The sequence below is a fragment of the Winogradskyella sp. ABM4_392 genome (genome assembly GCF_056160445.1).
The window spans coordinates 332,364-346,310 of the sequence record NZ_JBSWXE010000001.1 but is presented as its reverse complement, the minus strand read 5'-3'; the positions used below and the strand labels follow the sequence as shown (position 1 = coordinate 346,310).

Below are 13,947 nucleotides of genomic sequence, written 5' to 3'. Positions count from 1 at the left end.
TAAATGAAAAAACGTTTTTACATAGTATTCTTTTTAGGATGTTTATTGTCCTCAATGTCTTTAATTGCGCAAAGCGATAAACAGAAAAAGCTTGAAGCACAACGTCAGCAAATACTAAAAGAAATAAAACAGTTTAAGGCGTTTTATGCTGGTAAAAAGAAAGAAGAGAAATCTGAAATCTCATTAATTGAAGACCTTAACTATAAGGTACAACGTAGACAAAATCTTATAAGAATAACTAACGAACAAGCCAACTTACTTACAAGAGAGATAAATACCAATCAGCAAGAAATAACAAGCCTTAGAGCACAATTACAAGAGTTAAAAGATGATTATGCAGCAATGATTGTAAAGTCTTACAAAAGTAAGTCAGAGCAGAGTAAAGTAATGTTTTTATTGTCTTCAAATAATTTTAAACAAGCTTATAAACGCTTGCAATACATTAGACAATATGCTAATTATCAAAAGGAACAAGGTGAACTGATAAAGAATAAAACAAAAGAGTTACAAGACCTAAACTTAGAATTATCTAAGCAAAAAGCGGATAAAGACAAATTAATTCAGGAAAATAGAATTGCCAAACGAGAACTAGAAAAAGAATTAGAAGAGCGCGAAAAGTTAATGGCAATTATTAAGGCAGACATGATAAAGTTTGCCTCTCAAATAAAACAAAAACAGCAAGAGGCAGATCGATTAGATAAAGAAATAAATCGATTGATTCGCGAAGCTATTGCCGCATCAAATAAAAAAGCAGGAAAGAAAACCTCAACTGGAAAGTTTGTTTTAACACCAGCAGATAAAATTGTAGGAGAAAGCTTTGAAGCAAATAAAGGAAGATTAGGTTGGCCTGTTGAAAGAGGTGTGATTAAAGCAAAATATGGCAAGGGAAGATCTTTGACAGACAGTTCTGTTGAGGTCAATAATCCAGGAATTAAGATAGAAACAACTACGAATGCAACTGTTAAAGCAGTTTTTAATGGTGAAGTTTCTGAAATACTTGTCATTAAAAGGGGAAATCCAGCAATAATGATAAGACATGGTAATTATCTAACTATTTACACCAATCTTTCAAAAATCTACGTAAAAAAAGGAGATAAAATTAAAACAGGACAAGCTATTGGTGAGGCATTTACAAATAAAACCTCAGGCGAAACACTCTTAGGATTTAGAATTTATAAGAATAACCAAAAACTTAATCCAGAGTATTGGTTGGCTAAAAATTAAATTTTTACAACAACATATCCATTTCTGGTTTTTCTGTAGTGTTTTCCGTTGAAGAAGTAATAGCGCTTTCCTTTTACTCTAACCACTCTATGTTGTCTTGGTAATTTCTTAACTACGGTTACTGTTGCTGGTTGTGCTACAACAACACGTCTTGCACAAGAGCTAAAATTAAAAGCAAATACTAAAACTAAGGTGTAAACTAAATATCTCATCATTAATACATTTGGTTGATGATAAGACTATTTGTTTTAGAAAAGGTTTAATTGGATTAAAACTAAGATGCTGAAATAAGTTCAGCATAGCAATTTTTCGTTTCAAATCAATTTTGTCATTCTGAACTTGATTCAGAATCTACTACTCAAAAAGCGCCTTTAATTCAGTAGCGTCAGCCGGTTTCATTTTGCCAGCCAAAACAAGACTTAATTGTTTTCGCCTTAGGGCAGCATCATAACGCTCTTTTTCTAGTTCGGTTTCTGGGATAAGCTCAGGGATTTTTACAGGTCTACCTGTTTCATCAACAGCAACAAATGTGTAAATAGCTTCATTGGCTTTTATACTTTCTCCAGTTTCTCTGTCTTCAATCCAAACATCTAAATAAACTTCCATAGAGGTTGTAAATGCACGAGATACTTTTGCTTCTACTGTAACCACGCTTCCTAAAGGTATAGAACGATTAAAAGCCACGTGATTCACTGAGGCTGTAACCGCAACTCTTCTTGAGTGTCGCCTAGCCGAAATACTTGCTGCTCTATCCATTCGAGCTAATAATTCACCTCCAAAAAGATTATTTAATGGGTTCGTTTCACTAGGTAAAACAAGATCTGTAACAACTGTTTTAGACTGAAATGCGGTTCTTGCTTGCATAAATTTTTAAAATTTTTGCAAAGATATGCTGATTTAAGTAAATAAAAGGATAAGAAAAGGTTAATCTAATTTCTTAATCAGTAACCAAGCATCTTTGTTATGCTCGCGACGGATTTTATAGAGTGCTTTTTGAGCTTCAAGTCTGGTCTCAAAACTAGCATAAACTACCTCGTGAAGGCCATAACGATTTTTGCCAATTTTTCTAGCTTTATACCCCTTTTCTCTAAGTTGATCCACCTTTTTATCAGAATTTGATTCAACCCTAAATGCACCAGCAACAATATGATAATTGCCGGTTTGTTTTTCTAGAGATAGCGTAGCAGCAGGCAACGGATTACTAATAACAAAAGTAGCTTCTTGTACTTTAGCATCTAGTTGTGCATTAGCTTCCTCTTGAGCTAACTGATTATGATTTTCAATGGTATTGTTGTAATACTTAAATGCACCAAAACCGCTTAATCCTAAAACTATGACAGCTGCAGCAGCATATTTTAACCAGTTATTGTTAGAACGCTTTTCTGGTGTAAATGCAATAGGAGCAGTTTCTTCAATAGCTTCAACTTCTTCTTTGTAAACCTCACGTTTTATATCTGGAGATGTAAAGTGAGATAAACCAAAAGAATCTGTTAAGTAATTGATATGGCTAGAAGGATTAAATACTATTTTACCTTCAGTATTTAAAACAAGCTCTCCAATGTTTTCAAATTGAATAGTTTCCCCTTCAATAAGGTAAGATTTTATGGCTTTTACTTGCTTAGAAATCTTGTCATTAGCAGTAGCATAAGGTACTTTTTCTACTTCGGCAATGTAATTAGCTAGTAATCCATCATTATTTTGTAATTGTTCGTTAAATGACAATACTTTCTTTGGTGGATAAAATGTATGTGTAGAGTTATGTACTCTTGCCGAAACACGATTAGTTAAAAAAGCACCTAATTGAGGCACCGTAATACAATCGTATCGGTATAAAAGATCGCTGATGTAAGTTTCTAACTGCATAGAAAAACAAAGTTAAAAATTTTTAAAAGTGAAAAAAGTTTGAGCAGGTTTAGTTATTAACATCAGAAAAATTTAGTTTCTTGTAGGTTTGAAAACCAATATTTTAAATGACAGAACAAGATTTAATTTATGCTTTAGCGCTACAACATGTACCAAAAATAGGTGCAACAACAGCTAAAAAATTAATTAATCATTGTGGTTCTGCCGAAGCGGTTCTAAAAGAGAAGAAATCTAATCTTCTTAAAATTGATGGTATTGGCACAGTAACTATTCAAGGAATTTTTGATGCCTTTCATTTTGAAGAAGCTGAAAATGAATTGCGCTTTATTAAAGACAACAACATCAAAGTCCATTATTTTACCGAAGACACTTATCCTGAAAGACTAAAACATTGTATTGATGGACCAATAGTGTTATTTCAGTCTGGTAATATTAATTTAAACCAAAAACACATAATTAGTATTGTTGGAGCTCGTAAAATAACTACTAATGGTATTGCCTTTTGCGAAAAATTAGTCGAAGCCTTAGTGCCCTACAATCCTGTAATTGTTTCAGGTTTTGCCTACGGAACTGATATTACAGCTCAAAAAGCAGCCATTAAACACAGATTGCAAACGATTGGCTGTTTAGCGCATGGACTAAATCAAATTTATCCTAAGGTTCATAAAAAATATGTTGCTGAGGTAGAAAATCATGGTGGATTTTATACCGATTTTTGGAGTACAGACACATTTGATAGAAAAAACTTTCTAAAACGAAATCGTATTATAGCCGGATTGAGTGAAGCTACCATTGTAATTGAATCGGCCGAAAAAGGTGGTAGTCTCGTTACAGCAGATATAGCTACATCTTACGATAGAGAGGTTTTTGCTGTGCCTGGAAGAATAACAGACAGCCAGAGCGTGGGTTGCAATAATCTTATAAAATTTCAAAAAGCACATTTATTGTCTAATCCACTAGATGTTCCCTACATATTGAATTGGCAATTAGAAGACGAGAAAAAACCCGTTGTACAAAAGCAATTATTTGTAGAGTTAAATGATGACGAAAAAGTAATATATAACTATCTAAAAACAAAAGGTAAAGAAATCCTCGATGTCATTGCTATAGAGTGTAACATTCCTACTTATAAATTAGCAGGAATATTACTCAATATGGAATTGAAAGGTGTGATAAGGCCTTTACCTGGGAAGCAGTTTGAGATTATTTAATATCCAGCCTTTTCTCTTACGCGTTGCAGTACATCATCTGCAACTAATTTGGCTTTAGCAGCTCCTTTTGCTAAGATAGCATCGAGTTCATCAAGGTTATTCATGTAATAGTTATAACGCTCTCTAGGTTCATCAAAACGTTCTAAAATAAGTTCATAGAGTGCTTGCTTGGCATGACCATAACCATAATTACCATCTTCGTAATTGGCTTTCATTTTAGCAACCTCTTCATCAGATGCAAGAATCTTATATAACGCAAAGCAGTTGCAGGTTTTCCAGTCTTTTGGCTCTTCAAGTGGTGTGCTGTCTGTTTGTATAGACATTACTTTTTTACGTAGTTGTTTTTCCGGTAAAAAGATATTGATAAAGTTGTCTCTACTTTTACTCATTTTTTCACCATCTGTACCAGGAATAAGCATCGTACTTTCTTGAAGTTTTTCTTCTGGCAAAACAAATACCTCGCCCATTTTTGCATGAAAACGAGAAGCGACATCTCTTGTAAATTCTATGTGCTGAACCTGATCCTTACCAACAGGAATAATCTCTGCATCGTATAGTAAAATATCTGCAGCCATAAGCATTGGATACATAAACAGACCAGAGTTAACGTCGTCTAAACGATCTGCTTTGTCTTTAAAACCATGTGCTAGTTTCATGCGTTGATAAGGAAAAAAACAATTGAGATACCAAGCCAACTCAGTTACTTGCGGAATATCACTTTGTCTATAAAACACAGATTTTTCTACATCTAACCCTAATGCCAACCATGTAGCAGCTACAGAGTAAGTATTGTGTCTTAATTCTTCTGCGTTTTTAATCTGCGTTAGCGTATGCAGATTTGCTATAAATAGATAAGACTCATTATCACTTTCACCAGATAGCTCTATTGCTGGTAAAATTGCACCTAAGATATTTCCTAAATGAGGTGTTCCTGTACTTTGTATGCCTGTCAGTATTCTTGCCATAATATTACCCGCGAAGGCAGGTATCTTTTTAATTCTGCTCTATTTACTAAAAGACTTTAATAAACTCAGTCTGGTAACAAGTAATAAGCAGCAATCTCTTCGTTATTAAACTTAAATTCTAATTAGAAAGCAAAGATAAATTTTTGAAAGAACTATTAGAAGCTATTTGAATTAAATACTTAGTTTTGATGCCATGGTAATAGTTAAGTATCCTTTTTGGGTTTTGTACCGTATCTGGTTCTATGTTTTAGTAGCGTTACCAATTATCGTACTATTTCCTATTCTTTTAATTTCAATATCTAAAGAGAAATGGTATCCATTCTTCTTTAAGTTAGCAAGGTTTTGGGCTAAGTTTATTCTTGTTGGAATGGGCTTTAATTATAGGATTATAAAGGAAGAAATTCCTAGCCCTAAGACGAGCTACATGTTTATTGCCAACCACACATCTATGACAGATATTATGTTAATGTTGGTAGCCGTGAAAAACCCTTTTGTTTTTGTAGGTAAAAAGGAATTGGCTAACATTCCATTATTTGGGTTTTTTTATAAGCGTACATGCATTTTGGTAGATAGAAGTAGTGCTAAAAGTAGACAAGCTGTTTTTTTAAGAGCTCAAAAAAGATTAAAACAAGGGCTGAGTATCTGTATCTTTCCAGAAGGAGGAGTACCTGAAGAACACATAGTGTTAGATGACTTTAAGGATGGTGCATTTCGTTTAGCCATTAATCACCAGATTCCTATAGTGCCATTAACATTTTATGATAACAAAAAACGATTTTCTTACACATTTTTCAGTGGAGGTCCTGGGCTAATGAGAGCTAAAATTCATCGGTTTCTTCAAACAGAACATTTAAAAATTGAAGATACAAAAGCTTTAAATCAAGAAGCAAAAGCAATTATTTTATCAGAACTAAATAAAAATTTGCCAAAAGTTGAATAAAAAAGAAAAGCCACCCTAACCACGAGTAGCTTTTGTCATCATTGCATTCATCATTGCTTTGTTTGTTTGCAATAACCTAACCTAAAATTTAAACCTAAAACTTATAACTCAATCCTGTATATAAACCAATAAAGAATGGTCTATAGTTACCTGATGTGTTATTAAATGTGTTTATCTGATACTTGAACTGAGGTTCAAGACTAAAATTCCATTGTTTAGACAAACTATAATCAAGCCCTAAACCAAAATTGGCACTAAAACTTGTAGAGTTCATATTATTGGCTTCACCTATTAACGTAGAACTACCGTCTACATCTGCATAGATTTCGTTCTGACTTAAGAAGAATGTGCTAAAACCACCAATAACATTAAGACTGAACTTTTTGTCTAGTAAACGATACTCTAACTCTAAAGGGACTTCAATAAATCCGAAACGTTGATCTATATTTCCAGATGACCTTGAGTTAAAAATTTCAGGAATCGTATTTCTATCAAACATATCAGTACTCATTAATGAAATGTTTTCAAAGCCGTCCCTAGGGTTAATATTACCCATTGAAGATATCTCAGAGTTTCTTGTAGCAAATTCACTACCGCTCAATGCAAAAACATTTGAGGTACTTTGGCTAAGGTTTACTCTATTAATACCAGCTCTGACTTTTAGCTTACTAGAAATAGCATAAGAACCCGTAATGCCATAACTCATATTAACATTGCTGCTTTTAGAGTTGTTGTTAAACTGCTGATCTATTGATGATCCTTGTCCAAGAGAACTGTAATAAACAGGCGCAACATTTGGTGCAATGCTCCACCTGTTTTGTTCATCTTCTTTTTCTTTTTCATCAATATTTTCTTCGTTATTGCTGTTATCAGCAATAGCGTCTAGAATAGATTCTTTTTGGTTATCTTCTTTTAATAAGGAGGTGTCTTTTTCTAGCTCTTTGTTATTTTCAGTATTTGTAGAGTTTTCAGTACCATTAGATGATGTATTATCTGTTATTGCAGAACTCTTGTTGTCAACAGTATTCTTTATAACAGATTTTATTTCAGAATCGTTAATGATTTCATCTTCTATTTTGTTTTCAGAATTTTCATTGCTTGAAGCGACTTTGCTGTTATTGTCTTCGTTATTCAATTCTGTTAAACTCTTATGTGAGTTAGAAGCTGCTTTAGTTTTATTTTCAGTTGAATTTGCAACACCTTTCGACTTATTGGTTTTAGAAGAGGTTAATTCTTTTCTATTGTTTTGTTCTATTGCAGATTTTTCATTTTCGTTAGAATAAGGAGTTTCATTTTCGTTAGAATCAGTAATATTAATGCCTGTATTACTATCTAAGATCTCATCAGTATCCTTAGGGTTTTCTAATTCACTATCTTTTTTGGAATTACTGTTCGTTTTTTCGGTATCTACAATTGTAGGTAACATTTCACTATCCTCGGATGAGTTGAATAAAGAAATGCCTACAGTTAAAAGTAAAGCAATTGCTGCGGCAACACCACCAATTTGCCACCACAGAGCAATAACTCTACGTTTTTTCTTTTTCTTAGGAAGACTTTCGCTTATACGATTCCAAACAGCATCGTTAGGAGCTACTTCAAAGTCTTTAAACTTTTCCTGAAAAAGTCTGTCTATATTTTTCTCTTCGTTCATTTTATAACGATTGCGAATTTAAACTCGCTTTGTAATCTTCTATTTTTTCTTTTAAAATCATTCTGGCTCTTGCCAAATTAGATTTTGAGGTTCCTGATGAAATATTGATTAGCTCACTTATTTCTACATGAGAATAACCATCTAAAACATATAAGTTAAATACTAGTCGATATCTGTCTGGCAGCTCTTGTATGATTTTTAGCAAAAAATCTATACTTAATTCTTCATCATTTATATCTACTGTAACATCTTCAATATTACCTTCGTTAACAATATCAAACACTCCAACATTTTCTCTGTAGCGTTGCAATGATGTATTAATTGTTATACGTTTTAACCAACCTTCAAAAGAACCTTTATTTTTATACTGATCTATTTTACTAAATACAGTTATAAATGCATCGTGCAGATTGTCTTCTGCTTCAGCATAGTTTTTAGAATACTTAAGACAAAGCGAAAATAATTTACTTGCATATTGCTTGTATAATTGGCTTTGAGCTTTAGCATCTTGATTTATACACTTTTTAATGAGTTGTTCTAAACTCACATTTTTATTGGAATTAATTAATAATTATCTGTTTGTAATTTCGTTTGTGTTTCTTCCGTCAACAACAGGAACTTCTACCAAATGATATTGATCTACACCGTATTCATCCTTTCCTTGATAGAATTTAAATAAATATACCTCGTCTCCAGAGACTGTTAAATCAAAGGCTACTGTTGTAAGTTCTTCTTGCGTTACGCAGTTTGGATTATCATAAACAGTGTTTAAGATAGACACAGTTCTTTCATGTCCTTCAATGTCAAAAATTATATTATTAAAAACGTAGCAAGAACTAGGTTTTACATAAGACATCAGAATTTCATGCGTTTGACCTTGAACAAAATGGTCTGGAACGGCTACATTAACTATAGGCATAAATTCTGTTCGCACAATAGGGTCGTCATTTTCTACACTACAAGATGTAAAAAAGTAGAAGCTTATTAGAAGGAAGAAAACATACTTTTTCATTACATTATATAATTAATTCCATCTTGTAGATGCGAAAAATGTAAAAGGGTTGCGTCTAAAAAAATAAAAAAATCCTGTTTTTTTACAGGATTTTTTATAACTTATTGATTATCATTAATTAAGGCTCGAACTTTTTCTTCTAATTCGTCCATTAAATCAGGATTATCTTTAATTAAAGACTTAACAGCGTCTCGTCCCTGACCAAGTTTTGTGTCTTCGTAGCTAAACCAAGAACCACTCTTTTTTACAATGTCGTGTTCAACTGCTAAATCTAAAACTTCACCTACTTTAGAAACACCTTCTCCGTACATAATATCAAACTCAGCAGTTCTAAAAGGTGGTGCAACTTTGTTTTTTACAACTTTAACTCTGGTTTTATTACCCATTACATCTCCATTACTATCTTTAATTTGGGTTGAACGTCTAATATCTAATCTTACCGACGCATAAAACTTTAAGGCATTACCACCTGTTGTGGTTTCTGGGTTACCAAACATTACACCAATTTTTTCACGTAATTGGTTAATAAAAATCATGGTACAATTGGTTTTACTGATAGAGGCTGTTAGCTTTCTTAAGGCTTGGGACATTAAGCGTGCATGTAATCCCATTTTAGAATCTCCCATTTCTCCTTCAATTTCGCTTTTTGGAGTTAATGCAGCTACAGAATCAACAACTACAATATCAATAGCGCCTGAACGTACAAGATTGTCAGCAATTTCTAGAGCTTGTTCACCATTATCTGGCTGAGATATAATTAAGTTTTCTAAATCTACACCAAGCTTTTCTGCATAAAAACGATCAAAAGCATGCTCGGCATCAATAAAAGCAGCAATGCCACCAGCTTTTTGGGCTTCAGCAATAGCATGGAGCGTTAATGTTGTTTTACCAGAAGATTCTGGCCCATATATTTCAATAACTCTACCTCTAGGATACCCACCAACACCTAAAGCAATATCCAAACCTAAAGAACCAGACGATATGGCATCTACATCCTCTATGGCTTGATCACTCATTTTCATTACGGTTCCTTTTCCGTAAGCTTTATCTAATTTATCTAATGTTAATTTTAACGCTTTTAACTTTGCATCTTTTTCACTACTCATTTCTTTCTATGTTCTAATTAAATTGATATCAAAAATACCACTTATTTTAATTTTTTCAATTTTACGACGCAACCATTTTACACTTTTTACATCTATTAAATGAAAAAGGAAAAAATTGTTATGAATATCTTAAGTTAAAATTAGAGACAGGCTGAATAAATCTTTAATTTTTCAATTATTAAATTTTAAGATATGTGTTGCAAGGCTGTTGACAACGTCAACAGCTAAGCGCACAAATTAATTTACTTTTTCAAAAAGTTTTAAGTTAGTGGTTAGTTAGAAAAGCACCTTGGTAAATTCAAGGTGCTTTTTTATGCAAGTTATCTAAAAATAATACCTTTGCACAAATTCTTTAACCTTAAAAATTAGTATAGCATGCAACTGTACAATAACTTAAGTGCTAAAGAAAGAGCAGAACTTATCGAAAAAGCGGGAAAAGAGCGCTTAACGATCTCTTTCTATAAGTACGCCAAAATTGGCAATACTCAGATATTTAGAAATCACATGTTTTTGGCATGGGATGAGTTAGATGTTTTGGGTAGAATCTATGTAGCCCACGAAGGTATTAATGCCCAACTATCCGTTCCGGCAGAAAATTTTGAAGCCTTCAAAAATCATTTAGACACTATTACATTTTTAGAAAATGTAAGATTAAACATTGCTATAGAGCATGATAATTTTGCCTTTTTGAAATTAAAAGTAAAAGTCCGTCACAAAATTGTGGCTGACGGTCTTAACGACGACACGTTTGATGTAACCAACAAAGGTGTTCATGTAGACGCAGAGCAATTTAATGCGCTTATTGAAGATCCAGATACGGTTTTAGTAGACATGCGAAATCATTATGAGAGTGAAATAGGTCATTTTAAAAATGCCATTACACCAGATGTTGATACCTTTAGAGAATCTTTAGATTTAATTGAAGAAGATCTTAGAGAGCACAAGGAAGACAAAAAATTAGTGATGTATTGCACTGGTGGAATTCGTTGCGAAAAAGCCAGTGCCTATTACAAACACAAAGGATTTAAAAATGTGTTTCAGCTAGAAGGTGGTATTATAAATTATACACGTCAGGTAGAGTCTGAAGGTTTAGAAAACAAGTTTATAGGTAAAAACTTTGTGTTCGATCAAAGACGCTCAGAACGTATTAGTGATGATGTTATTGCTAACTGCCACCAATGTGGAAAACCAGCAGATACACATACTAATTGTGTGAATGAGGCTTGCCATTTATTATTTATTCAATGTGATGAGTGTAAAGAAAAAATGGAAAATTGTTGCTCTTCACATTGCCAGGAAATTATAAAACTGCCATACGAGGAACAAAAAGCACTACGCAAAGGACAGGGTAACAGCAATGATATATTTAAAAAGGGTAGAGCCGATCACTTACCATACAAAAAGGATTTGCGAAACATTTTTGAAGCACAAAGTAATACCGCTAAATAAATATGAATATTTATAAGCTATTACAGCTCAACAGAAAAATAAAAAGCCATAGAATTAAGTTTCTAGGGCTTTATCTGCTACATAAATTCAATAAGCGCTATTTAGCGGTGAATTTAGATCCTGTATTAGCTTGTAATTTACGCTGCAAAATGTGTTATTTTACCGACGCAGACTATGTAAAAACACTTAAAGGACAGTTTAAGGAAGACGATTTAGAGAAGGTTGCAAAAACGATTTTTAATCGTGCTTTAAAATTGCAAATAGGCTGTGGTACCGAGCCAACATTATATAAAAATTTAGTAAGAATTGTAGAATTAGGAAAACAATATAAAGTACCATATATTTCTATAACAACAAACGCAAACTTACTAACTAAAGAAAACATTGAACCACTTGTAAAAGCAGGACTTAATGAGTTTACCATTTCGCTTCATGGAGTGACTAAAGAGAGTTATGAAAGCTTCATGAAAAAAGCCAGTTACGAGAAGTTTCAAAATGCTTTAAATGCCTTTGTTGAACTTAAAAAGACCTACGATTTTAAGGTAAGGATAAACTACACCTTTAATAAAGATAACTTTTACGAACTCAAGAATTTCTTTAGGCATTTTAATGGAGAAAGTTTCGATATTCTTCAATTAAGACCAATTCAAAAGATAGGAAATACAGAGTATAATGACTTTGATGTTTCTTCTTTAGAGGATGATTATTTAGACCTCATAAAAAATGTTAGGCAACAGTGCTCTAGTCATCACATTACTTTAATGGCACCAGATAGTTTATCTGTATTAAAAGGAGAAAATGACTCTAGTTTTGTTTTTGATTATACGTTCTGTTATGTATCACCTAATAAGTTTTGGAAAGAAGGCTTTAATTGGCGTGAAGAATCTTTTAATGAGTTCTCCAAAAAGATAGGATGGAGTAAATTATTGTTATCTAATGTTTTTAAAACTAAATCCAAGCTTAGATCATTATCCAATAAACTCAACTACGAGATAGAATTTAATTAAGAGTAAAGTACAAAGAGATGCAAAAGATAGAACTTATGGCGCCTGCAGGAAATTTTGAATCCCTTCAGGCAGCGTTAGATAATGGAGCAGATTCTGTATATTTTGGAGTAGAGCAGCTAAATATGCGCGCCAGAGCATCGATAAATTTCACATTAGACGATTTAGAAAAAATTGCTCAACGTTGTAAGGCCAAAAATGTAAGAACTTATTTAACGCTAAACACCATTATTTACGATCATGATTTATCTATCGTAAAAATGTTGGTAAAACGAGCAAAAGAAGCAGATATTACTGCAGTTATAGCTATGGACCAGGCGGTTATAGCTATAGCTAGAGAGTTTGATATGGAAGTACATATCTCAACTCAAATAAACATCACCAATCTTGAAACTGTAAAGTTCTATGCCATGTTTGCAGATACTATGGTTTTGAGTAGAGAGTTAAGTTTGCGCCAAGTAAAACACATTACAGAGCAGATAGAGAAAGAACAAATTAAAGGACCTTCAGGTAAATTGGTAGAGGTAGAAATTTTTGGTCATGGCGCACTTTGCATGGCAGTTTCTGGTAAATGTTATATGAGTTTACACGCTTATAATTCTTCTGCTAATAGAGGTGCTTGTAAGCAAAACTGTAGAAAAAAGTATACGGTTGTAGATCAGGAAACAGGTATAGAAATGGAGTTGGATAATGAGTATATAATGTCACCAAAAGATTTATGTACCATAGACTTTTTAGATCAAGTAGCAGATGCAGGCATTAAGGTTTTAAAAATTGAAGGAAGAGGTAGAGCGCCAGAATATGTAGCGAAAGTAATTAAATGCTACAGAGAAGCCATAGATAGTTTAGAAAACGGAACATACTCTAAAGAACAAGTTATTTCTTGGATGCAAGATTTAGAAAAAGTATATAACAGAGGATTTTGGAGTGGTTATTACTTAGGGCAGAAGTTAGGAGAGTGGAGCAAAGGTTCAGGCAGTCACGCTACCCAAAAGAAAGTTTATATAGGTAAAGGAGTACATTATTTTCCAAAGGCTAAAATCGGCGAGTTTAAAATTGAAGCTTACGACGTTTCTCTTGGTGATACAATTTTAATTACAGGACCTACAACTGGAGCTAAAGAATTTGAGTTGAAAGAGATGCTGGTCAATGATAAACAACAAGAAAAAGGCACTAAAGGAGATGCTATAACCATTCCATTAGATTTTAGAATAAGACCATCGGATAAATTATACAAAATTGTAGAAAATAAAGTTGAAGTCTAATGGTTATCGTCACCTTACAGCGTAATAAGTGTATTGGTTGTAATTACTGTGTAGAATTGGCGCCACAACAATTTCAGATGTCTAAAAGAGATGGAAAATCAGTGCTGTTACATGCCCAAGAAAAGAAAGGGTTTTTCACGCTAAAGTCAAAAAATTATGAGATTTTAGAGTCATGTCAAAATGCTTCAAAAGCTTGTCCAGTAAATATTATAACGGTGAAAGATGTTTAAAAAAAGTGCTTCGGTTTCATTACTGAA

At 33.0% G+C, this 13,947-nt stretch carries 15 protein-coding genes; 7 read left to right on the top strand and 8 right to left on the bottom strand.

Annotation, left to right across the window (positions count from 1 at the left end; all coding sequences use genetic code 11):
- Positions 1-3 precede the first annotated feature (3 nt).
- Positions 4-1,224 carry a murein hydrolase activator EnvC family protein gene (locus ACXAFS_RS01380; RefSeq protein WP_475304806.1) on the top strand — a complete coding sequence of 407 codons (1,221 nt, stop codon included), beginning with the start codon at positions 4-6 and terminating at the stop codon, positions 1,222-1,224.
- Here the strand turns inward: ACXAFS_RS01380 and ACXAFS_RS01375 are convergent.
- The 3 genes from ACXAFS_RS01375 to ACXAFS_RS01365 all read right to left on the bottom strand — a co-directional run bounded on the left by ACXAFS_RS01375 (position 1,221) and on the right by ACXAFS_RS01365 (position 3,087).
- On the bottom strand, positions 1,221-1,439 hold the full coding sequence (locus ACXAFS_RS01375) for a DUF6515 family protein (RefSeq protein ID WP_475304805.1): 219 nt from the start codon (positions 1,437-1,439) through the stop codon (positions 1,221-1,223). The two genes, ACXAFS_RS01380 and ACXAFS_RS01375, sit on opposite strands and share 4 nt — an antisense overlap.
- Positions 1,440-1,578: 139 nt before the next feature.
- Positions 1,579-2,088, bottom strand: coding sequence for an acyl-CoA thioesterase (locus ACXAFS_RS01370; RefSeq protein WP_475304804.1), 510 nt, complete (start codon positions 2,086-2,088; stop codon positions 1,579-1,581).
- A 60-nt stretch (positions 2,089-2,148) separates the two neighbouring features.
- Positions 2,149-3,087, bottom strand: coding sequence for an HU domain-containing protein (locus ACXAFS_RS01365; RefSeq protein ID WP_475304803.1), 939 nt, complete (start codon positions 3,085-3,087; stop codon positions 2,149-2,151).
- A 107-nt stretch (positions 3,088-3,194) separates the two neighbouring features.
- Between ACXAFS_RS01365 and dprA the strand changes: the two genes are divergently transcribed.
- Positions 3,195-4,298, top strand: coding sequence for a DNA-processing protein DprA (dprA, locus tag ACXAFS_RS01360; RefSeq protein ID WP_475304801.1), 1,104 nt, complete (start codon positions 3,195-3,197; stop codon positions 4,296-4,298).
- Here dprA and trpS read toward each other — a convergent pair.
- Positions 4,295-5,263 carry a tryptophan--tRNA ligase gene (gene trpS, locus ACXAFS_RS01355; protein ID WP_475304800.1) on the bottom strand — a complete coding sequence of 323 codons (969 nt, stop codon included), beginning with the start codon at positions 5,261-5,263 and terminating at the stop codon, positions 4,295-4,297. The genes dprA and trpS overlap by 4 nt on opposite strands.
- 193 nt (positions 5,264-5,456) lie before the next feature.
- Here trpS and ACXAFS_RS01350 point away from each other — a divergent pair, with 193 nt between their 5' ends.
- The gene (locus ACXAFS_RS01350) at positions 5,457-6,203 is read left to right on the top strand and encodes a lysophospholipid acyltransferase family protein (RefSeq protein WP_475304799.1); all 747 of its coding nucleotides are present in this window, start codon (positions 5,457-5,459) and stop codon (positions 6,201-6,203) included.
- Between the two features lie 94 nt (positions 6,204-6,297).
- Here ACXAFS_RS01350 and ACXAFS_RS01345 read toward each other — a convergent pair whose 3' ends face one another.
- The 4 genes from ACXAFS_RS01345 to recA form a co-directional block, all read right to left on the bottom strand.
- Entirely contained in the window at positions 6,298-7,854 is a 1,557-nt protein-coding gene (locus tag ACXAFS_RS01345; RefSeq protein ID WP_475304797.1) for a hypothetical protein, read from the bottom strand.
- A 1-nt stretch (position 7,855) separates the two neighbouring features.
- Complete coding sequence (locus ACXAFS_RS01340) at positions 7,856-8,401, bottom strand: RNA polymerase sigma factor (protein WP_475304796.1); 546 nt, start codon at positions 8,399-8,401, stop codon at positions 7,856-7,858.
- Between the two features lie 24 nt (positions 8,402-8,425).
- Positions 8,426-8,866: a hypothetical protein gene (locus ACXAFS_RS01335; RefSeq protein WP_475304795.1), complete on the bottom strand. Its 441-nt coding sequence runs from the start codon at positions 8,864-8,866 to the stop codon at positions 8,426-8,428.
- A gap of 101 nt (positions 8,867-8,967) precedes the next feature.
- On the bottom strand, positions 8,968-9,972 hold the full coding sequence (recA, locus tag ACXAFS_RS01330; RefSeq protein ID WP_475304793.1) for a recombinase RecA: 1,005 nt from the start codon (positions 9,970-9,972) through the stop codon (positions 8,968-8,970).
- Positions 9,973-10,347: 375 nt separating this feature from the next.
- Between recA and trhO the strand changes: the two genes are divergently transcribed.
- From trhO to ACXAFS_RS01310, 4 genes are read left to right on the top strand one after another with little or no spacing between them, the layout of a single operon-like run.
- The gene (trhO, locus tag ACXAFS_RS01325) at positions 10,348-11,421 is read left to right on the top strand and encodes an oxygen-dependent tRNA uridine(34) hydroxylase TrhO (protein WP_475304792.1); all 1,074 of its coding nucleotides are present in this window, start codon (positions 10,348-10,350) and stop codon (positions 11,419-11,421) included.
- Between the two features lie 2 nt (positions 11,422-11,423).
- Complete coding sequence (locus ACXAFS_RS01320; RefSeq protein WP_475304791.1) at positions 11,424-12,428, top strand: radical SAM protein; 1,005 nt, start codon at positions 11,424-11,426, stop codon at positions 12,426-12,428.
- A 17-nt stretch (positions 12,429-12,445) separates the two neighbouring features.
- Entirely contained in the window at positions 12,446-13,690 is a 1,245-nt protein-coding gene (locus ACXAFS_RS01315) for a peptidase U32 family protein (RefSeq protein ID WP_475304789.1), read from the top strand.
- The gene (locus ACXAFS_RS01310) at positions 13,690-13,920 is read left to right on the top strand and encodes a ferredoxin (protein WP_475304788.1); all 231 of its coding nucleotides are present in this window, start codon (positions 13,690-13,692) and stop codon (positions 13,918-13,920) included. The genes ACXAFS_RS01315 and ACXAFS_RS01310 overlap by 1 nt, the downstream gene beginning before the upstream one ends.
- The last annotated feature ends 27 nt before the right edge of the window (positions 13,921-13,947 follow it).